22 protein-coding genes are annotated in these 20,264 nt (G+C 37.1%); 2 read left to right on the forward strand and 20 right to left on the reverse strand.

From position 1 onward, the window contains the following. Positions 1–31: 31 nt before the first annotated feature. Positions 32–1,465 carry a sodium/pantothenate symporter gene (gene panF / locus ACQKNR_RS00265; protein WP_427314518.1) on the reverse strand — a complete coding sequence of 478 codons (1,434 nt, stop codon included), beginning with the start codon at positions 1,463–1,465 and terminating at the stop codon, positions 32–34. 3 nt (positions 1,466–1,468) lie between these two features. Next, positions 1,469–1,747: a YhdT family protein gene (locus ACQKNR_RS00270; protein WP_427314520.1), complete on the reverse strand. Its 279-nt coding sequence runs from the start codon at positions 1,745–1,747 to the stop codon at positions 1,469–1,471. A gap of 272 nt (positions 1,748–2,019) precedes the next feature. On the opposite strand from ACQKNR_RS00270, the gene dhaS reads away from it, so the two are divergent. After that, entirely contained in the window at positions 2,020–3,504 is a 1,485-nt protein-coding gene (gene dhaS / locus ACQKNR_RS00275; protein WP_427314521.1) for an aldehyde dehydrogenase DhaS, read from the forward strand. A 50-nt stretch (positions 3,505–3,554) separates the two neighbouring features. Here dhaS and fabG read toward each other — a convergent pair whose 3' ends face one another. After that, positions 3,555–4,295: a 3-oxoacyl-ACP reductase FabG gene (fabG, locus tag ACQKNR_RS00280; protein WP_427314523.1), complete on the reverse strand. Its 741-nt coding sequence runs from the start codon at positions 4,293–4,295 to the stop codon at positions 3,555–3,557. Positions 4,296–4,429: 134 nt separating this feature from the next. Here fabG and ACQKNR_RS00285 point away from each other — a divergent pair, with 134 nt between their 5' ends. Next, a complete protein-coding gene (locus tag ACQKNR_RS00285; protein ID WP_427314525.1) occupies positions 4,430–4,579 on the forward strand; it encodes a YfhD family protein in 150 nt (49 codons plus the stop codon). A 73-nt stretch (positions 4,580–4,652) separates the two neighbouring features. Here the strand turns inward: ACQKNR_RS00285 and ACQKNR_RS00290 are convergent, their stop codons facing one another. The 17 genes from ACQKNR_RS00290 to fdhF form a co-directional block, all read right to left on the reverse strand. Beyond that, positions 4,653–6,506, reverse strand: coding sequence for a terpene cyclase/mutase family protein (locus ACQKNR_RS00290; RefSeq protein WP_427314527.1), 1,854 nt, complete (start codon positions 6,504–6,506; stop codon positions 4,653–4,655). Positions 6,507–6,605: 99 nt separating this feature from the next. Next, a complete protein-coding gene (locus ACQKNR_RS00295; RefSeq protein ID WP_193412145.1) occupies positions 6,606–7,031 on the reverse strand; it encodes a divergent PAP2 family protein in 426 nt (141 codons plus the stop codon). Positions 7,032–7,110: 79 nt separating this feature from the next. Further along, positions 7,111–8,052: an EamA family transporter RarD gene (rarD, locus tag ACQKNR_RS00300; RefSeq protein ID WP_427314529.1), complete on the reverse strand. Its 942-nt coding sequence runs from the start codon at positions 8,050–8,052 to the stop codon at positions 7,111–7,113. Between the two features lie 91 nt (positions 8,053–8,143). Continuing rightward, on the reverse strand, positions 8,144–8,392 hold the full coding sequence (locus ACQKNR_RS00305) for a DUF1294 domain-containing protein (RefSeq protein WP_427314531.1): 249 nt from the start codon (positions 8,390–8,392) through the stop codon (positions 8,144–8,146). Between the two features lie 182 nt (positions 8,393–8,574). Next, entirely contained in the window at positions 8,575–8,982 is a 408-nt protein-coding gene (locus ACQKNR_RS00310; protein WP_427314533.1) for a hypothetical protein, read from the reverse strand. Positions 8,983–9,016: 34 nt separating this feature from the next. Next, positions 9,017–9,241, reverse strand: coding sequence for a hypothetical protein (locus ACQKNR_RS00315; RefSeq protein WP_427314534.1), 225 nt, complete (start codon positions 9,239–9,241; stop codon positions 9,017–9,019). 15 nt (positions 9,242–9,256) lie between these two features. Further along, positions 9,257–10,306 carry a P-loop NTPase gene (locus ACQKNR_RS00320; RefSeq protein WP_427314536.1) on the reverse strand — a complete coding sequence of 350 codons (1,050 nt, stop codon included), beginning with the start codon at positions 10,304–10,306 and terminating at the stop codon, positions 9,257–9,259. A 152-nt stretch (positions 10,307–10,458) separates the two neighbouring features. Continuing rightward, positions 10,459–10,695 (reverse strand): molybdopterin converting factor subunit 1, encoded by a 237-nt coding sequence (gene moaD / locus ACQKNR_RS00325; RefSeq protein ID WP_427314537.1) that lies wholly within the window; start codon positions 10,693–10,695, stop codon positions 10,459–10,461. A gap of 4 nt (positions 10,696–10,699) precedes the next feature. Continuing rightward, positions 10,700–11,164 (reverse strand): molybdopterin synthase catalytic subunit MoaE, encoded by a 465-nt coding sequence (gene moaE, locus ACQKNR_RS00330; RefSeq protein WP_427314538.1) that lies wholly within the window; start codon positions 11,162–11,164, stop codon positions 10,700–10,702. After that, a complete protein-coding gene (locus tag ACQKNR_RS00335; protein ID WP_427314539.1) occupies positions 11,145–12,452 on the reverse strand; it encodes a molybdopterin molybdotransferase MoeA in 1,308 nt (435 codons plus the stop codon). Before ACQKNR_RS00335 ends, moaE begins: the two co-directional genes overlap by 20 nt. A gap of 18 nt (positions 12,453–12,470) precedes the next feature. Continuing rightward, a complete protein-coding gene (locus ACQKNR_RS00340) occupies positions 12,471–13,487 on the reverse strand; it encodes a molybdopterin-synthase adenylyltransferase MoeB (RefSeq protein ID WP_427314541.1) in 1,017 nt (338 codons plus the stop codon). A 24-nt stretch (positions 13,488–13,511) separates the two neighbouring features. Further along, positions 13,512–14,291 (reverse strand): formate/nitrite transporter family protein, encoded by a 780-nt coding sequence (locus tag ACQKNR_RS00345; protein WP_427314543.1) that lies wholly within the window; start codon positions 14,289–14,291, stop codon positions 13,512–13,514. 197 nt (positions 14,292–14,488) lie between these two features. Then, positions 14,489–15,505 (reverse strand): GTP 3',8-cyclase MoaA, encoded by a 1,017-nt coding sequence (moaA, locus tag ACQKNR_RS00350; RefSeq protein ID WP_427314545.1) that lies wholly within the window; start codon positions 15,503–15,505, stop codon positions 14,489–14,491. Positions 15,506–15,525: 20 nt separating this feature from the next. Continuing rightward, positions 15,526–16,323, reverse strand: a complete 798-nt coding sequence (fdhD, locus tag ACQKNR_RS00355) for a formate dehydrogenase accessory sulfurtransferase FdhD (RefSeq protein ID WP_427314547.1) — start codon at positions 16,321–16,323, stop codon at positions 15,526–15,528. A gap of 16 nt (positions 16,324–16,339) precedes the next feature. After that, positions 16,340–16,684 carry a DUF2294 domain-containing protein gene (locus ACQKNR_RS00360; RefSeq protein WP_000039582.1) on the reverse strand — a complete coding sequence of 115 codons (345 nt, stop codon included), beginning with the start codon at positions 16,682–16,684 and terminating at the stop codon, positions 16,340–16,342. Positions 16,685–16,799: 115 nt separating this feature from the next. Next, positions 16,800–17,282, reverse strand: a complete 483-nt coding sequence (locus ACQKNR_RS00365) for a DUF1641 domain-containing protein (protein ID WP_427314548.1) — start codon at positions 17,280–17,282, stop codon at positions 16,800–16,802. Between the two features lie 12 nt (positions 17,283–17,294). Then, positions 17,295–20,234 (reverse strand): formate dehydrogenase subunit alpha, encoded by a 2,940-nt coding sequence (fdhF, locus tag ACQKNR_RS00370; RefSeq protein ID WP_427314550.1) that lies wholly within the window; start codon positions 20,232–20,234, stop codon positions 17,295–17,297. Positions 20,235–20,264: the final 30 nt, after the last annotated feature.

The following is a 20,264-nucleotide window of genomic DNA, read 5'->3' on the forward strand; positions in this document are numbered from 1 at the left end:
CGCAGTCCTTTAAGGACTACGTTCTTCTTACCTATACTGTTTTTTTCACAGCAATCATACTTCCAATTATGTAAGCGATAAATGCAAAGCAAATTGGAAAGACAACTGTATGTATACCGAACGGATTTGGATAGAAAAGATGAATACACATGTATGAGCTTACCCCAACTAAAATGGAAGCAAGTGCTCCAGTTGCATTTCCTTTCCTCCAATATAACCCTAATACAATCGGCCAAATGAAAGCTGCTTCTAATCCACCGAAAGAAAATAAATTTAACCATATTAAAAAGTCTGGCGGTTTAATCGCCGCAGCATAAACGAGCAGACCCACGATACCAGTAATCCATAGACTTCCTTTTTTTATCGTACTGTCTGCCGCATCTTTATTTATGTAATTGACGTATATATCTTTAATAATCGACGAACTTACAAGTAACAATAACGAGTTTACTGTAGACATAATCGCTGCCATTGGTGCAGCTAAAAAGACTCCTGCTAACCAAGGTGGTAACACTTCCATTGCTAATAATGGCATAACTTTATCAGGCACTGTAACGCCTGGCAGTACAACTCGTGCAAACACCCCAGTTAAATGCATACCAATCATAATTGTCCCCACAACAATCGTTCCAATTATTAACGCTTGGTGCATCGCTTTTGAATTTTTATAAGACATTGCACGCACGCTAATTTGCGGTAAACCAACAACGCCAATTCCAATTAAAATCCAAAACGATGTAACATATGATTTCGTTAAACTACCATCTGCCCCGAACGGTGTAATTAAATTCGGATTAATTTGAACAAGTTCCTGCATAATCTTTTCAACTCCACCACCAGCAATGACAGTAGCAATTAAAATGATTGTTGTTCCAACTAGCATAATAATCCCTAATAACGTATCTGATAAAGCAACTGCACGAAATCCACCAATTAATACGTAAACAAGTACAGAAAAAGTAAATAAAAATAGTGCTGTTGTATAAGATAGACCCGTTAACGATTCAATTAATCGTCCACCGCCGACCCACTGCGCTACTGTTGCTGAAAATAAAAAGACTATAATACATAACGCAGAAAGAATAACGACTGCTTTATTATTGTATCTTCCCTTTAAATAATCAATGAGCGTAATTGCTTCCATCTTCCTTGCGATAATCGCAAACTTTTTACCGATAACCGTTAAAACGATATACCCTGTTACAACTTGAATCGCAGATAATAGTACCCATCCAAGCCCCATATTGTAAGCAATACCAGGTCCACCAATAAAACTACTTGCACTACCGTACGTAGCAATCATTGTCATCGCTAATAATAAACCACCAAGCTCACGCCCACCAAGAAAATATTCTTGTAAAAATTTATTGTGAGCAGTCGCTTGTACACGCCTTGAAGCATATACACCAATTAAAAATACAACGATAAACGAAATTATCATTGGAATGATTACATACCAATTCATCTATTATTCCTCACTTTTTTCTTCCTCATCGAGTGAAATATCTTGAAATACAAAACGAACAACTAAACTAAGCAAAATAACCATAACGACAAATCCAACGATACAGCTATAAAAAAACCATGCCGGAAAACCTAATACGTATGTATATTCACTTGGATTTTTACTGCCAAGCCCATAAGCAAATCCGTACCATATGATAAAATTGATAATAGCAAGTCCAAGACCAATTAACGCTTCTCTATGGGCGATTCGAAAGCGTGGATCATCATGATAATTCTTCATTTTCTCCCTCCTCTCACGATGTATTATTGTACCATTGTTCTTCTAGTTTTTCCTACTAGAAAGCAAAAACAAGCAGGATTTTTTATAATCATATAGAAGATTCTCTTACATTACATATTTTTTACAATTGTAACATAAATGAAATTTGAATTTTCAGTATTTGTTAATTATGATTTTAATTAGAGGCTTTCCATCTAGTTCCCACATCCTTGATTTCGGAATAAACGCCGTCTCGTACTGCGTTTACATTATATTTTCAAGGGGGTTATACAATGAGTCAACTAGCTGTAAATCTTCATGAAAAGGTAGAAAAGTTTCTTCAAGGTACGAAAAAGTTATATGTAAATGGAGCTTTCATCGAAAGCGCTTCCGGTAAAACGTTTAAAACACCTAATCCTGCAACTGGCGAAACACTTGCTGTCGTTTCTGAGGCTGGTCGCGAAGATATTCATAAAGCTGTAGTTGCAGCTCGTATGGCTTTCGATGAAGGTCCTTGGTCTCGTATGAGCACTGCTGAGCGAAGCCGTCTTATGTACAAGTTGGCTGACTTAATGGAAGAACATAAAGAAGAGCTTGCGCAGCTCGAAACTTTAGATAACGGAAAGCCAATCCGTGAAACAATGGCAGCAGACGTACCACTTGCAATTGAGCATATGCGCTATTACGCTGGCTGGGCTACGAAAATCGTTGGTCAAACCATTCCTGTTTCTGGTAATTACTTTAACTATACTCGCCATGAAGCTGTTGGTGTCGTCGGTCAAATTATTCCTTGGAACTTCCCACTTCTTATGGCAATGTGGAAAATGGGAGCAGCGCTTGCTACAGGATGTACAATCGTTCTAAAACCTGCAGAACAAACTCCACTATCTGCTTTATACTTAGCTGAATTAATTGAAGAAGCTGGATTCCCGAAAGGTGTTATTAATATCGTTCCTGGATTCGGTGAATCAGCTGGACAAGCTCTCGTTAATCATCCACTCGTTGATAAAATTGCATTTACCGGTTCTACTCCAGTCGGTAAACAAATTATGAGACAAGCTTCTGAGTCATTAAAACGAGTTACACTAGAGCTTGGCGGTAAGTCACCAAATATCATCTTACCAGATGCTGATTTATCTCGTGCAATTCCGGCTGCACTTTCTGGTGTTATGTTCAACCAAGGACAAGTGTGCTGTGCTGGATCACGCCTATTTATTCCGAAGAAAATGTATGATAATGTCATGGCCGACCTCGTCCTTTATTCTAAAAAATTAAATCAAGGTGCAGGCCTTAATCCAGAAACAACAATCGGTCCTCTCGTTTCTGAAGAACAACAAAAACGTGTAATGGGCTATATTGAAAAAGGAATTGAAGAGGGTGCTGAAGTACTTTGCGGAGGAAGTAATCCATTCGATCAAGGTTACTTCGTTTCTCCTACAGTATTCGCTGATGTAAATGATGAAATGACAATCGCAAAAGAAGAAATTTTCGGTCCAGTTATTTCGGCATTACCGTTTAATGATATTGATGAAGTAATTGAACGTGCGAATAAATCACAATTCGGCTTAGCAGCTGGTGTATGGACAGAAAATGTTAAAACAGCACACTATGTTGCCAGTAAAGTACGTGCAGGTACAGTATGGGTAAACTGTTATAACGTCTTTGATGCAGCATCTCCATTTGGAGGATTTAAACAATCTGGTCTTGGTCGCGAAATGGGATCTTACGCATTAAATAACTATACAGAAGTGAAGAGCGTTTGGTTAAATTTAAATTAAATCGAAAGAACCTGACCCACTCGGTCAGGTTCCTTTCATTATGTATTCCTTTAAACTTGCAGTCCTCCGCTCACATTTAATACTTCTCCTGTAATATAGGATGCATATTCTGATGCTAAAAAGGCCGCTGCGTTCGCAATATCTTCTGGCGTTCCAATTCTACCAACTGGAATAGCTCCAACCATCTTTTCTTTCACTTTATCCGGTATCGTTTTTGTCATATCTGTATCCATAAACCCTGGACAAATCGCATTACAAGTAATACCAAAGCTTCCAACTTCTTTCGCTGCTGTTTTCGTTAAACCGACAACTCCAGCTTTCGTTGCCGCATAATTTGCCTGCCCAATATTTCCCTCTCTACTAATAGAAGAAATGTTAATAATCCTTCCATACTCTTGTCGTCTCATATATAGAAGAGCTGGTTGCATACAATAAAACACACCTGTTAAGTTTACTTGTAACACTTGTTCCCATGCTGGTTTCTCCATTTTATGTAACATAGCGTCTCGCGTAATTCCTGCATTATTTACTAAAATATGTAGTGCACCAAATGTTTGGACAGCGTATTCAATTAATGATTTCGCATCATTTTGATTACTCACATCACAACGATATTGCTTCACTTCATATCCTTCTGCTACTAATTCATTTGTCGTTTCTTGTAACTTTTCTTCATTCACATCACTTATTAATACTTTAGCCCCTAGTTTTCCAAAAACCTTTGCAATTTCTTTTCCTATCCCTTGCGCACCACCTGTTATAACAGCTGTTTTCCCATTTAGAAACTCCATCCCTATCCCCCATTTCTATTACTTATACTGTATATTTCGGCTTTTTACTTTCCAAATCCTCTTTGTATAAAAAAGTCTATTTGTGTCAAACTAACTTTGCAACGTCACATAAAAACACAAGGAGATTGTGTCGAATGAACAAAAAAAATTTCAAACAAAACAAAGTTGCTGATGGCATTGATGTCGAGTTCTCTCGTGAACTCGCTGACCACAATGACTTAGAAGCAAACGCACGTGCAGATGCCGCTGATGCACGTCAAAAACACCAGTCAACAGAAAAATAAGGTAAATCATAACCTTATTCTTTTCAACAGGGACCTACTACCCAACAAAATAAACCGAGAGATATCTCTCGGTTTATTTTCTATATTTTTTTTTATAATGTGCCAAAGTAAGTAACGGATATATATGGGCATAGCTATGATAACGAATATAAAAACCACCTGGTAAACCTGTTCCAGTAGGATATTTTTCATTTCCATTAGGATTCGTAAGCAAATATGAAATACCTTTTCGAATAGCTGGTGTTTCATTATCATAGTAAGAAATGAGGGCATCTAACGCCCATGCCGTTTGGGATGGGGTACTAAATGGCAAAGTAACAAATCTTCTCTCCACGCTACTTTGGCAAGATTCTCCCCATCCACCATCTTCATGCTGTATATGTTCAAGCCATAAAGCTGCTTGCTTCAATGAAGTGTGGACAGAAGGAATTCCTAGTGCCCGCAATCCAGTCATAACAGCCCACGTACCATATATATAACAAATACCCCATTTCCCATACCATGATCCATTTTCCTCCTGCATATTCATTAACCAGCTTACCGCACTTTGTTTTTGTTTCTCGGGCAATTCATTCTGCGTGTATGTCCCGAAAAACTCTAACACTCTCCCTGTAATATCTGGTGTCGAAGGATCCGTTATCATATCACTTGCATTCTCGATTGGTAAATTTGCTAATATACGGCTCGTTACCCCTTTTTCAAAAGCTCCCCATCCACCATCATTATTTTGTAATCCTGTAACCCAATTAATCCCTTTCCTCCAAGTATCATCCACATTTCTGTTCCCTCTACTTCGCGCCAATGCTCTTAACGCAGCAGTTGTATCATCAATATCTGGAACTGTCGTATTCACATCCGAAAAACCCCAACCGCCCGGAGTCAGCGCCGGCGCATGTACACTCCAATCGACTTTCTTCATATGCTGTTTTTTCATTAAATACGTTGTTGCATTTTGAATCATTTTACTTTCTTTTGAAACATGAGCCTCTTGCAATGCATAGCTAAGTAAAGCTGTATCCCATACAGTTGACGGAGAGTTTTGCAAATGATTCCCTCTTTCCACCTTACATATATAAGATGTTATCCCTGTTATGGCCTTCTGAATAATTGGCGATTGAATAGAATGCCCTAATGCAAGTAAAGCATAAATCATATAAAACGAAGCACTTGCGTAACTATATAACGTTCCATTCTCATCGATACGCTCTTTCATAAAACGTTCCACTTCCTCATATCCTTTATGATGTAAAGAAAGTGGATAAGATATAATCTTTTTCACATCACTTAATAATGTTTGAAAGACCGGAGATCGATCCTCTCGAAACCACTCTCCACCCCCACCTGCAATATGACTTAAATTTGGCAATAGCTGTTTCCCGACATGAAACCTTTTATTTAAACAAACCATCATCGGAATTAAATGGATACGTGCTGAGCTACTTAATTCAAATATACTAAGGGGGGAATCATTTTGCAGAAACATAATCGGTGTTGGCAAATGAAAAAGTGGAGGATATTTATATTCTCCATGAATCGCTAATAAAAACTTCGTCATAAAATGAGCACGTGCTACTCCACCGTGTTCCTTTATAAACATTTCAGCACGCTTCATATTCACATCTTCTTTTGTATATTTTTTCGAAGCAAGTAGAGCAGCATAAGCTTGAATTGTAGCTGATAAATTGCCACCCATTTCATCTTCGTGCAACTTCCAAGTGCCTTCATTTGTTTGCAGCGATGCTAACCTTTTTACAAACGGTTCTACCTCTTTATCTCTACCTAATAATTTTAATAAAAAAATCATATGGCAATCTGTTAATGGTGCTCCTTCAAAACAAAACCTCCACGTACCATCTTGCCTTTGCATCGTTTGAAGTGCAGTTGTTCTTCTCGCTATTTCTTCATGCACTTTTTCATATAGTAACAAGTTATTCACCCATCCTTTCGAAATCCGTATAACGATATTCGAGAAGGTAGCTAAATATGTATGAAAACAAAGAAAAGCAGAACACATCATATGTTCTGCTCATAAGCAATATCCCACTCCGACAATAATCCCTAATAAAGCACCGACTACTACTTCATACGGTGTATGTCCGACAAGCTCATTTAACTTTTTATATTCTGTTTGTCTACCGTGAAAAAACTCATTCAATATTTTCGCTTGTTTACTTACTGCAAGCCTTACTCCTGAAGCGTCATACATAACAATTATCGCAAAGATAGCAGCAACGGCAAACATGGAACTTTCCACGCCTTCCACAACTCCAACACCTGTCGCAAGCGCTGTAACAGTTGAAGCATGAGAACTCGGCATTCCACCTGAAGCGAAAAACTTTGCAAAATCAAATTCACCCGATTTGACTAATTTAAAGACTACTTTCGTTAATTGTGCTAAAAACCACGAAATCACAGCAGCCATCAGCGGATCATTATGTAAAATTGTTTCCATGTTCTCAGCTCCTCACTGACTATAATGGAAATTCTATATAGTATCAGTATAAAGAAAAATGCGTAGAAAATACTACGCATTATGATACTTTTGCTGATTTATTTTTTATAAATTTCGGTTGTTTCTGCACTAAAAACTTTGTTTTTGCTATTGAAAATACAAATAATGCAACCCATATGCAGAAAAATGCAATCATATGAGTAGATGTGAAATGTTCACCGAATACGAATACACCTAAAATTAAGCTAATCGTTGGCGCAATATATTGTAAAAAGCCTACCATATAAAGCGGAATGAGTTGTGTTCCTTTTGCGAAATAAAAAAGTGGTAATGCTGTAACGACACCTGCTCCTATTAACAGTAACGTCGATATCATTGAAATAGACCCAAATGAACCGAAACCATGTGCCCCTGTCATAACGAGATAAATGATCGCAAACGGTGTGACTAACATTGTTTCCATCGTAAGTCCAATTGTCGCATCATAGTTTAACAATTTTTTCGTTAATCCGTATAATCCAAATGAAAGGGCAAGTGATAGCGAAACCCATGGAATAGATCCAAAACGTATTGTTAAAATGATAACCCCTACTCCAGCTAAACCAACTGCAACATATTGCCAAAAGTTTAACTTTTCCTTTAAAACGACTGTACCAAGTAAAATACTAATAAGCGGATTAATATAATATCCAAGACTTGCTTCAATTACATGATTATGATTAACGGCCCATATGTAGACAAACCAATTTCCGCTAATCAAAACTGAAGCTATTGTTAATGACATTAATAATTTAGGTCGTTTAAAAAGATTCACGAACTCCCCAATAAACTGACGAAATCTCTTCGTAACACCTAATACGATTAACATAAAAACGAACGCCCAAACGATACGGTGTGCTAATATTTCATCTGCTGGAACTTCCTCAACCCATTTCCAATAGATCGGCAGTATCCCCCACATCGTATAAGCACCAGCTGCATATATAATCCCTTTTTTTTGCTGTGCTGATTGACTCCCCATCTTCTTTTTTCTCCTCTTCTTATTTTTCTCCATTATACGGTCTCACATGATCACTTTACCAATAATCAATCTGCATTTCTTTCGACATTTCTCATACAGCGAAAAATAAACATACCGTTATAACAACAAGTAACGGTATGCCGAAAACAAATTTCTTTTTATGAGTTTTATGGTGAAACATATACATACCAATCCACGCTCCAACCGCTCCTCCAGCTGCCGCTGATAAAAACAACGTACTTTCTGGCGTTCTCCACTGTTTCTTCTTTGCTTTTCGTTTATCAAGCACCATAAGGCTAAAAGCTATAACATTAATAATAATAAAATAAATCCATTTCATCGCTTTCTCTCCCTATGAAAAATTCGCTTAATGGTAACATGAAAAAACGATAGAAACAACTGAAGAACACTTTTTAGTAAACTAGTTTAGTTCCTTTTTCTTAATTAGGTATATTCATATTTACATAACCAATGAAAAGCGCGATTACAGCTATTAAAAAGAAAGATGTTATGAGCATACATTTATATTTCGCTTTCATTTCCTTCACCTACTGTAGCCATACCATTGAAAAAGCCTCTCTTAATCTCTTTTTCATCAAAACGAAGAACTACAAGTAATCCTACATATAAAGAAACAAAATTTAAAAACCATTCTCCATTATCATCTTTCTTAGCTAAACATTTAAATATCTCTTGAAATTGCATACGCTCATCTGAAGCAACGATCGGGCGCACACCAAAATATTTCAATACGAGATGTAAATCCAGCTGCACAGATAATAATAAAATATATTTTAATAGCTCCATATACTCTGTAACATCTTTTTGACTATACAACTTCACAAGTTTCTGATGTAAATGAGGAATCGATAATGTTACGTCATTCATTTTTGTTGCTTCTATCATTTCAATCATCTTTTTCATATCCATCACATTCACTCCTCCTGTAAAAGCCAAAAAGTATTTAACTCATAATCAGCAATAATTGTGCATTTCTCTTCTTTCGTTCTTCTTCACTAACTAAGTCATATTTTTTTAGAAGATGAAAGATATCATTTAATATTTCCTGTAAATGATTACCTTGCAAAAATTCCTTTAACTCTTTAAAAATCACTTCAGGTAAAAACCCCTTCTGACTTTCAAGCTTATTCATTACATCCTCAATAGAATGATCAATGTTACACACCATAATATATATCCTCCCTTATCCTCTAAAAATAATATCCTCTGCTAGTGATGTAAATACTTCTCCAACAAGAGAATCTTCATCATATACAGATGAGCCTTTATTTTCTTCACGTTTTGCAAAAGGTATTTGGGCAATCACTTCTGTTTGCAATTGTTCTGCAAGCATTTCGCCGCCACCTTTTCCGAAGAGATAATTTTTCGATCCATCTTGCTCTTCATAATATGCCATATTTTCCACAATACCTAAAATCTCATGTTTCGTATGTTTCGCCATTACACCTACTCTAGAAGCTACGAATGAAGCTACATTGTGCGGAGTTGTAACAATTATTTCTTTCGCCTGCGGGATCATCGCTGCAACATCAATAGCAACATCTCCTGTACCTGGTGGTAAATCAAGAAGTAAATAATCTAATTCTCCCCAGTAGGTATTCGCAAGGAAATTTTGAATCCATTTATTTAACATTGGTCCACGCCACATGACTGGATTATTTCCTTCTGTAAAAAATCCCATCGACATGATTTTAACACCGTGACTAACGACTGGAATTGCCGTTTGATCAATCATCGTTGGTTTTTGATTCGTTTCCATCATAGCTGGAATGCTAAAACCATATATGTCTGCATCTAAAATCCCGACTTTCTTCCCCATACGAGCTAACGCAGTAGCAAGATTAATTGTCACCGTTGATTTTCCGACTCCACCTTTTCCACTCGTTACAGTAATAAAACGTACGCCTGAATCAATACGAAGCATACTCGGCATTCCAGTTTCCGCTCTACTATTTTTCTTTAATTTTTCTGTTAGTGCAGCTCGTTCTTCTTGTGTCATAGAACCAAATGTTACATCTACTTTAGAGGCGCCAATTGCGCGAAGGGACTCTTCAACATCTTGTTGAATTCTCGCCTTTAACGGACAACCTTGAATGGTTAACACTACCTCAAGTCTAACCTCTGTTCCATTCATTTGTATATTTCTAACCATATTTAATTCTACAACACTTTTGTGTAACTCCGGATCCTCTACATGTTTTAAAGCATTCATGATTTGTTCATGAGTAAGCATAGAACTCATCCCTTCTCGTATTCGAATTTATATACAACTTCTTCTTATTGCTTCAACTAATGAGAGAAATCTCCACTTTTCCCACCTGTTTTTTTGAACTACATAAGTGTCTTGATGACTCTCGCTATAAAAAATTATGAATAGTGTCCTAATTAACCTCCACTAACAGGTGGGATCAATGCGACGGTATCTCCAACTTTTATCATCTCTTCGTTCGTTACAAACTCTTCATTAATAGCAATCATTACTGTATCCAAAGATTGCAAATGATAACTATCTTTCAACCATTCTTTTAATTGTTGAACAGTCATTTCTTGTTTTGTTGAAAATACTAATCGATCCGATCCGACTTCCTCACGCAAATTTGCAAATAGTAAAATTGTAATCATTTTCTCATTCTTCCTTCTTTGGTTTTCTTTCTAGATATGGTGTATTTTCAAGTTGATCTCCAATCCACATCGTTCCATCTTCCCAAAATTCTTTTTTCCAAATGGGAACGATTCTTTTTATACGTTCAATCGCGTACTCATTCGCTTCATAAGCTACTTTTCGATGCGGTGACGAAACTGCAATAACAACTGCAATATCCATTATTTCTAGCCGCCCTACTCGGTGTGTAATTGCTACTTTTGCGTCCGGCCACTTTTCATTAATTTCTTCACCAATTCTCATAAGCTGTTTTACTGCCATCGGTTTATATGCTTCGTACTCTAAATGCAACGTTCGTTTTCCTTTTGTTAATTCTCTCACCGTACCAATAAAAGTTGTAATCGCACCCGCTTCTCTTCTTGCCACTTTATTCGTTACTCCTTCAACTAAAATTGGTATATCTACAATCTCAAATAGCGCTTGTTCCATTTGAACCACCTCTCACTTTACAAAATGTCCAAGGCCATTCACTACCTTCGTTATCTTCTAATAAAAGAACATCGACAAGCATCTCTTTTTTATATCCTCTCGTCCCACCTGGTAATACGATAAAAGCGTTCGATTCTGCTAATGAAGAAACCGAGCTAGATTTATCAAATCCTGATGGATAAACAATTAATTGCCCTTCATTACATGTCAGTTTTGCTCGTACAAATCTTGTAAATGGATTCGGTTTCAGAAAATCCTCTCCTAATAATGCTTTTTCTCTTTTCAAATGTGCTTTTTCATTAAACATATACATACAAATACACGGTCTTACGAACAATTCAAACCCCACGTAACAAGCAGATGGATTTCCTGATAAGCCAAATAACAACTTTCCATTTAATTGTGCTACAGTCGTAACACTTCCTGGCCTCATTGCAACTTTATTGAAAAGAACCGATGCACTTAACTTTTCGTAAATAGCTGGTAAATAATCGTAATCTCCTACTGATACACCGCCTGTTGTAATTAACATATCTACTTGGCTTAACGCTTCTTTCACAGCCATGAAACACGTATCAAAATCATCGCTAAACTTCCCAAAATATTTTACTCTTCCGCCCGCTCTTCGAATTTGGGACACTATCATGTACGTATTACTGTTTCGAATTTTACCTGGCTCTAATGACTCATTTACATCAAGTAATTCACTGCCAGTCGCTAACAATCCAATTACAGGCTTTTTCGCAACTGGTACTTCGCTATAACCGAACGTAGCAAGAAGAGCTGAAATCCCTGGATGAATGTACGATCCTTTCTTTGCAAGAACCGTTCCTTTACGAGCATCTTCTCCTTGAAAAGAAATATTATCACCCGTTTTGAACGAGCGTTTCACTTCCATATAATCGTTCCCAGCATCTTCATATTGACGAGTTAGTTCTAGCATGACAACCGCATCACACCCTTTTGGGATTTGTGCTCCTGTCATAATTCGAACTGCTTGAAACGGACCTACTTTCTCATAGAATATCGACCCTGCGCCAACCTCTCCAACTACTTCAAATACAATTGGTGTTTCATAACTTGCTAAATTCGTATCTTTTGCTCTAATAGCAAATCCGTCATACGGTGAACGATTAAATGAAGGTACATCATGGTCAGCTACTAAATCCTCTGCTAGTATACGCCCGTAAGCTAATTCAATAGGCAATAGCTCCTTAAAGCCACTGTTAGCAAATCCCATCACTTTCCGAACAGCTTCTTCAACCGTAATTGGCACTCTTCTTTCCATTATTAACAACCCTTTCTATTAACCGAATAAGCGATAATATAGTTGTTTCGCTTTTGGAATTTCATTTGTACCATGAATGAAAACACGACCATCTTGAAAAATAACGACGCGGTACTCATCTAGTTGGCAAGAGAGTAAATACGGATTTCGATCTACTTCCCCTAGTCTTTTCAATACTTTTTCTACGTCATCAAAGTTGCACCGTCTATTTTCTACCGGTCTTATTTGAACTGTATTTCTTCCACACAAAACAGCTACCTTCGTTTGATTTTCATAAGATAAATAAGGATAAGTTCTACTAATACCGCACGACGGACAATCTTCTGTGTTTATTTTTCCTAGTTTAATAAAATGATGTTGATTACTCCATACATCAAACATGAAAAGGGTTTTTCTAATTGCTGAGAAATCTTCTACTAAAATTTTGAATGCTTCTGTCACTTGATATGCCGCAACAATTTGAACAGCTGGACTAATAATCCCAGCTGTATCACATGTCACACCTGTAACAGGAACATTCTTCAGTACACAATGTAAACACGGTGCCTTTTGCGGAATAATCGTATAACTCATACCATACGATCCAACGCAAGAGCCATATACCCACGGAATATTATGTTTTTGTGATAAGTCATTGATTACAAATCGAATATCAAAATTATCTGTTGCATCCATTATTACATCTACATTTTCTAATAGACCTTCCATATTTTCTGCACTTGCATCCATTATGAAAGCCTGTATTTTTACTTCCGAATTAATTTGTTCCAAGCGATTTTTAGCAGCAATTGCTTTCGGAATTTTCCCTTTCACATCTTGCTCAGAATAAAGTTGTTGCCTTTGTAAATTACTCCATTCTACGTAATCACGATCAATAATCGTCAACTTCCCAATGCCTGCACGTACGAAACTTTCTGCACTTGCACTTCCTAATGCTCCCGCCCCTACAATTAACACATGTTTATTCTGAAATTTTTCTTGTCCTTTACTCCCAATTGGTTTGAACAACTGTTGCCGGGAATACCGCTCCTCCATTGCATACCCTTCCTTTCAAGAAATCTATTTCACATTAGAGTCTTGTTTTTGATAACAAGCAAAGTAAGCGAATCCTACAAATCCAGCTCCGCCAATTACATTTCCGATAAAAACTGGAACAAAATTTTTAGCAAGATCCATCCACGTCAGATGACCCGCAAAAATAACTGCAGATATGACAAACATATTTGCTACTACTTGCTGAAATCCAATCACAACAAATGCCATAATTGGAATCCATATCCCGATTATCTTTCCAACAAAATCACTAGTCCCATAAGCAAGCCAAATTGCAAGACAAACGAGCCAATTACAGCCAATTGCTAAAATTAAAGTTCTCCCAAATGATTCATGTAATTTATCTTGAGCTATCGCTAATGTTTTATTTAAATAAGCTCCCTCTGTTAATCCGCCAAGATGGCCAAAACAATACGCAACGAAAATCGCTCCCACAAAATTCATAAAAGTAATCCAAACCCAGTTATTTAGTACACTTATCAATGTAATTTTCTTTGCATATAGTGCCATAGACAGTGACATCATATTTCCGGTAATTAATTCTCCTCCTGCTAATACTACGAGCATAAGTCCAACAGGAAAAACCGCTCCTCCTAAAACATTTACTAAACTTCCCCAGCGTTCAGGTAAATTACCTAAAACTCGAATATTAAGTAAAAATCCTAATGAAATAAACGCTCCTCCTAAAAAACCGAGAATAAGCATTGCTGGCAGCGTCTGGCTTACTTTTTGAACACCGGCCTCAATTACGAGTTCAGCAATTTTTTCCGGTTTATGAAATGCCATTACCAATTCCTCCATTTTCTCCAAATAAAAAAGCAGCTTCAAAAAACCTCTTCAACATAAAGGTTTTTGAATGCTGCTTAATTTCTCTGCACATCTTTTACAGAGATATCAATCATCACTTTTACTATAAAATAGAAAATCTACAACCATTGCACATTTTCCATTTGTATATTTCCCAACATAACATCACTCTTATATCAACCACCGATATGTGACATTTCAATTTTAGGTACTGCTTTTTTATTACTATTACCTAAGCGTTCATCTGAATATCGATCTTCTCGATTATTCCATATATCACGTACCACATCTGAAATTTCCTCGTCAGTATATCCAGATCGAAGCAATTCTCTCAAGTCATTTCCTTTAGAAGCGAACAAACAAGTATATAATTTTCCTTCTGCAGAAATGCGCGCTCTTGTACACGATGAACAGAAAGAATCTGTTACAGATGAAATGATTCCGATTTCCTCGTCACTCCCAATATAACGATAGCGAGTAGCAACCTCACCAGCATAATTTGCTTCTATCCGTTCTAGTGGCATAACTTTATGAATCGTATCTACTATTTCTTGTTTAGATACGACCTCATTTAATTCCCAGCCGTTATAGTTTCCAACGTCCATATACTCTATAAAGCGAAGGATATGCTTATTTTCTTTAAAGTATTGTGCCATCTGCAAAATATCCTGTTCATTCCCCCCCTTTTGAACGACCATATTTATTTTAATTTTCATCCCAACTTCAGCTGCAGCTTGTATCCCTTCCAGAACCCTTTGCACTTTACTTCTATTACCATTTAAATAGAAAAACCGCTCTTCTTCCAAGGAGTCTAAACTAACTGTCACACGCGATAACCCCGCCTTATATAAATCAGGAGCAAACTTTTTCAGCAGTGATCCATTTGTTGTTAAACCGATATCCTCCACACCATCTATTTTATGAAGCCGCTCAATAAGCTGCGGAAGACCTCTGCGAAGTAACGGTTCCCCGCCTGTAATCCGTAACTTTCTCACACCTAAAGAAACGAAAATACGTGTTATCCTTTCAATCTCATCGAAAGATAAAATTTTATCACTAGACAAAAACGAATAATCAGGACCAAATATTTCTTCTGGCATACAATAGCGACAGCGAAAATTACAGCGATCAGTAACTGAAATACGTAAATCCTTTAAAGGACGGTGCAATTTGTCTAATGTAACTGATTCCATCTTCATTGCCTCACTTCTACTTATTTTATATTTAAAACACGTTCTGGATACGTATATACATTTAAAGACTGATTTCGAATAAACCCTATTGTAGTAATACCTAGTTCCTCTGCTAGCTGTAAAGCTAACTCAGTTGGTGCTGATTTTGACAGTATAATTTCACAACCAATTTTTGCAACTTTCAATAATATTTCCGAAGAAATACGGCCACTAAAAACAAGAATTTTATCTTTTATAGAAATATTGTTTTTTAAACAATAACCATAAATTTTATCTAGTGCATTATGCCTACCAATATCCATTCGGCTTAAAATAATGCCATTCACATCGCATAAAGCTGCGTTATGAACTCCGCCGGTATGTCGAAACGTATCAGCAGATTGCTGCATTTCTTTCATTAACCGAAAACAATCTTCTGCAGTAACCTGCACATGCACACCATTCATTTTCTTCGCGTTTAGTGCATCATTTGCAAAAACAAACCCTTGTCTACTCATACCACAACAAGAAGTAATATAACGTTTGTTTTGCATTTGTTCGTAATACGGATTCACTTTTGTCGTCGTTACATGTACAAATCCTTCTTTCTCTTGTACCCATATGTCATCAATATCTTCATACTTCCGAATAATTCCTTCAGATGCTAAGAAGCCTATTACCATGTCTTCTACATATTCTGGAGTACTAACCATTGTAACAAACTCCTGTCCGTTCATTTTAATCGTGACTGGAAACTCTGTTACAATGCTGTCCTCTATAGGCTTAAACGTCCCTTGTTCATAACGGAAAACTTCTCTTTCTACCTGTATCGGTTTCACGATCAGTATCCTTCCCTCACGTAATATTTTTATCGAAAACAAAGACAGAAACTGCGATGTCTTCTTCCACTTTCATATCTGAAAATAAATTCACTAATTTCGCTCCAACAAGTTCTTCCAAATGTTCACGTGAATTCGCAGCATACACTTCTTGAATCATTTTCGTTCTAGCCATATGAACCATTTCCGCACCGTCCATAGTACTTGAAATGAATTTTTCTGTAGGTGTCAAATTTCCATAAAGTGTTGCAATCGCCATATTTTCAGCAAATACAGTATGAATTCGTTCTGGCCCTTTTCCGAAAAGTTCCTTTCGAAGTTTTCGAATCATATCGTTAAATTCATGTACTTTTTTTGACATACAATTATACCTCCCAAAAGCCTCATTTTACTTTAGTATATATTTTACCAAAATGACCCTTCCGCCCAAACTATTTCGTACAAACATTTAGACGAAAAGGTTCACTTCATGAAGATTATTCGTCTTTTAACCCTTTTCCCATACCTTTTAAGAAATAAAGCCCAAACCCGATTGCACGGTTAATATCTGGGTCTTTTAATACTTTCATAAGATCGAATATCCCTACTTTTTTATTACTCTCTAGATGTTCATTACCTTCTTCTAACCCTACTAATAAGCTACCTATAAGCTTTTTCGTAAGTTCCGGATCAAGTTCTGTTAAAGCACCCGCAGCACCCATCATATTATTAATTAAATTTGTAACAGGCTCACGGGTCACTTGGCCAAGAACAATCTTTGCGATTGGTTCTTTCGCCTTTAGCATAGAATTTGCAGCTTCTAGCATTCCAATGTCATTTAATTCCCCGACAATATTAAACATTTGATTTAAAGCCTCTTCATTATTAGCTAGAAGCTCTTTTAAATCATCTAATTTTTGCTGTTTTATTTCTTCCTCAGTTAATTCTTGTCTTTGAATCGTTTTTATAGGTGCAGCCATATTTTTCTCCTCCTACTTATCCGTTAAATGCACATACCCTGGACGTGCCCACTTACGCTGTACCTCAATACCAGCTTGAGGATGACGTTTTTTATTACGCGGGTTCGCTTTTGGCATCGGATTTTCGCCATCAACTTCTAACACTTCCATACGAACTTTCGTCTGTTTATAAGCAGGTGTATTCGTACGTATATCAACAGCAGGACCTGTTAAGAAATTAATTGCCGATTCATTATCTGTAGAGTTCATCGGTAAATATAACTCGTTTGCTTTTACACGTTCTGTTACAAGTGCACGTAATTTTAATGCTCCAAAAGGAGAGACAAGACGCACTAATGAACCTGTTTTCACTCCACGTTCTTTTGCAAGTTCTGGAGAAACTTCCACGAACACACCAGGTACTTTCGTTTGAATACCTGTTGATTTATTTGTCATATTCCCTTCATGGAAATGCTCAAGCATGCGACCATTGTTAATGTGAAGGTCGAACTCTGCTGGGAATTCAGCTGGACGTACCCAATCAGCAATCGCAAAACGAGCTTTTTTGTCAGGGAAGTTAAATCCATCTTGGAAAAGTAGTGGTGTATTCGTTCCATCAAAACTTCCCCAATGGAAACTATTCCACCCTTCAAGTACTTCATAGCTTGCTTGTGAGAATAGTGGTGATAAACTTGCCATTTCAGCAAAAATTTCACTTGGGTGACTATAATTCCAGTTTGCACCTAATTTATTCGCAACCTCCTGTATAATCCACCAGTCTGGCTTCGTATCTCCAAGCGTAGGAAGAACTTGATACAATCTTTGTACACGGCGCTCAGTATTTGTGAAAGTACCTTCTTTCTCAAGAGATGGTGCTGCCGGTAATACAACATCTGCATATTGAGCAGTTTTAGATAAGAAAACATCTTGCACAACGAAGAAATCAAGGCCTGATAATACTTCATGTACATGATTTGCATTAGAGTCTACAAGAGCCATATCCTCTCCGACAAGATACATAGCTTTCATTTTTCCTTCTTCAATTGCGTGAAGCATTTCAATATTGTTAAGACCTGGTTCACTACCTATTTCCACTCCATAAGCAATTTCAAATTTTGAACGTTCTATATCGTTAGTAACATGTTGATATCCTGGAAGCCATCCTGGCAATGTTCCCATATCACAAGCACCTTGTACGTTATTATGACCTCGAAGTGGATATGCACCTGCACCTGGACGACGATAATTTCCTGTTGCAAGAAGTAAGTTTGAAATTGCGGCAGAAGTATCAGATCCGCCTGTATTTTGCGTTACACCCATCCCCCAAAGGATGCATGTACCATCTGCATCACGAATCATTTCTGCCATTTGAATAAGTATTTCTTTTGAAATACCTGTCACTTCTTCTGCATATTCAAGTGTATATTCTGTAAGACTCTCTTTGAAATCATCAAAGAAGTTTACGTTCTCATCAATAAATTGTTGATTGTGCCACCCTTGATCAATCATATATTTCGTAATAGCCATTAGCCATACTTGGTCTGTTCCTTGTTTTGGGCTAATAAAGATATCAGAACGCTCTGCCATTTCTGTTTTACGAAGATCAGCTACAATTAACTTTTGTCCGTGTAATTTATGCGCACGTTTCACACGTGTAGCTAAAACAGGATGACCTTCTGTCGGATTACATCCTACAATAATAACCAGACCTGATTGTGCAATATCTTTAATCGTTCCTGCATCACCGCCCATACCAATTGTACGGAATAATCCATCCGTTGCTGGTGATTGACAATAACGTGAGCAGTTATCAATATTATTTGTTTCAAATACTTGTCGAGCTAATTTTTGAATAACATAATTGTCTTCATTCGTAATTTTAGATGAAGAAATAAAACCGATAGAACCTTTACCGTACTCTTCTTTAATGGATCCTAGTTTACTTGCAACTACGTTAAGTGCTTCTTCCCATGTTGATTCAACAAACGTTCCATTTTTACGGATTAAAGGTTTCGTAATTCGCTCTTTAGAATTTACGAAATCCCAACCGAATTTCCCTTTTACACAAGTAGAAATTGCATTAACTGGCGCATCTGAAGATGGCTGTACTTTAAGGATTTTACGCCCCTTCGTCCACACTTCAAATGAACAACCAACACCACAAAATGTACATACTGTTTTCGTTTTTTTCGTACGAGTCTCACGCATGGACGCTTCTACTTCTGATATTGCGAAAATACCGCTATATCCTGGTTCTACCTCTTTAATAAGATCGACCATCGGTTCAAGAATATCTGGCTTTAATCCCGTCATAAATCCAGCTTCACCGAGCATTGATTTCTCCATTAAAGCATTACAAGGACAAATCGTTACACATTGTCCACAGCTCACACATGAGGAATCATTGATATCTACGCCATTATCCCAAATAACACGAGGGCGCTCGGCTTCCCAGTCTATAGATAACGTTTCATTTACTTGTAAGTTTTGACACACCTCTACACATTGACCACATGCGATACATTGATTAGGATCGTAGCGATAAAACGGGTGAGTCATATCAACCTCACTTACATCTACTTTTGGTTCGTAAGGATATTTTTGATGTTCAATCTCCATTAATTCTGCAGTGTTATGCAATTTACAGTTCCCATTATTGTTGTCACATACCGTACAGTACAATAAATGGTTTTCTAATAATCGATCCATCGCCTCTATTTGTGCTTCTTTCGCACGACCAGAAGCCAATTCAATGTTCATACCTTCCGTCGCCACTGTCGAACAAGATCTCATCAACTTTCCATCTACTTCTACAATACAAGTGTCACACGTTTGAATAGGGTCTACTTCTGGTACATAACAAATTTGCGGATGTTCAATCCCGTTTTCATTAATGATGCCCAATATCGTTGAACCGGGCTCCGCTGTATACTTTTTTCCGTCAATTGTAATATGAACCATGTTGTCATTCATGGTCTTTCCCCCTTTTTGAGAATAAAAAAA

The organism is Bacillus sp. NPDC094077 (assembly GCF_050279465.1).
Classification (GTDB): Bacteria; Bacillota; Bacilli; order Bacillales; family Bacillaceae_G; genus Bacillus_A.

Coding starts and splice junctions, on each gene's coding strand:
- fdhF (WP_427314550.1), bottom strand. CDS start 20,234: ATGAATGACAACATGGTTCATATTACAATTGACGGAAAAAAGTATACA.
- ACQKNR_RS00320 (WP_427314536.1), bottom strand. CDS start 10,306: ATGCTTACTCATGAACAAATCATGAATGCTTTAAAACATGTAGAGGAT.
- moaA (WP_427314545.1), bottom strand. CDS start 15,505: ATGGAATCAGTTACATTAGACAAATTGCACCGTCCTTTAAAGGATTTA.
- ACQKNR_RS00315 (WP_427314534.1), bottom strand. CDS start 9,241: ATGGTGTGTAACATTGATCATTCTATTGAGGATGTAATGAATAAGCTT.
- ACQKNR_RS00360 (WP_000039582.1), bottom strand. CDS start 16,684: ATGTCAAAAAAAGTACATGAATTTAACGATATGATTCGAAAACTTCGA.
- ACQKNR_RS00270 (WP_427314520.1), bottom strand. CDS start 1,747: ATGAAGAATTATCATGATGATCCACGCTTTCGAATCGCCCATAGAGAA.
- moaD (WP_427314537.1), bottom strand. CDS start 10,695: ATGATTACAATTTTACTATTTGCAAATTTGCGTGAGGAAGTCGGATCG.
- panF (WP_427314518.1), bottom strand. CDS start 1,465: ATGAATTGGTATGTAATCATTCCAATGATAATTTCGTTTATCGTTGTA.
- ACQKNR_RS00335 (WP_427314539.1), bottom strand. CDS start 12,452: ATGGAAAGAAGAGTGCCAATTACGGTTGAAGAAGCTGTTCGGAAAGTG.
- rarD (WP_427314529.1), bottom strand. CDS start 8,052: ATGGGGAGTCAATCAGCACAGCAAAAAAAAGGGATTATATATGCAGCT.
- ACQKNR_RS00340 (WP_427314541.1), bottom strand. CDS start 13,487: ATGGAGGAGCGGTATTCCCGGCAACAGTTGTTCAAACCAATTGGGAGT.
- moaE (WP_427314538.1), bottom strand. CDS start 11,164: ATGGAACAAGCGCTATTTGAGATTGTAGATATACCAATTTTAGTTGAA.
- ACQKNR_RS00295 (WP_193412145.1), bottom strand. CDS start 7,031: ATGGAAACAATTTTACATAATGATCCGCTGATGGCTGCTGTGATTTCG.
- ACQKNR_RS00310 (WP_427314533.1), bottom strand. CDS start 8,982: ATGGATATGAAAAAGATGATTGAAATGATAGAAGCAACAAAAATGAAT.
- ACQKNR_RS00285 (WP_427314525.1), top strand. CDS start 4,430: ATGAACAAAAAAAATTTCAAACAAAACAAAGTTGCTGATGGCATTGAT.
- ACQKNR_RS00305 (WP_427314531.1), bottom strand. CDS start 8,392: ATGAAATGGATTTATTTTATTATTATTAATGTTATAGCTTTTAGCCTT.
- fabG (WP_427314523.1), bottom strand. CDS start 4,295: ATGGAGTTTCTAAATGGGAAAACAGCTGTTATAACAGGTGGTGCGCAA.
- ACQKNR_RS00365 (WP_427314548.1), bottom strand. CDS start 17,282: ATGGCTGCACCTATAAAAACGATTCAAAGACAAGAATTAACTGAGGAA.
- dhaS (WP_427314521.1), top strand. CDS start 2,020: ATGAGTCAACTAGCTGTAAATCTTCATGAAAAGGTAGAAAAGTTTCTT.
- ACQKNR_RS00345 (WP_427314543.1), bottom strand. CDS start 14,291: ATGGCATTTCATAAACCGGAAAAAATTGCTGAACTCGTAATTGAGGCC.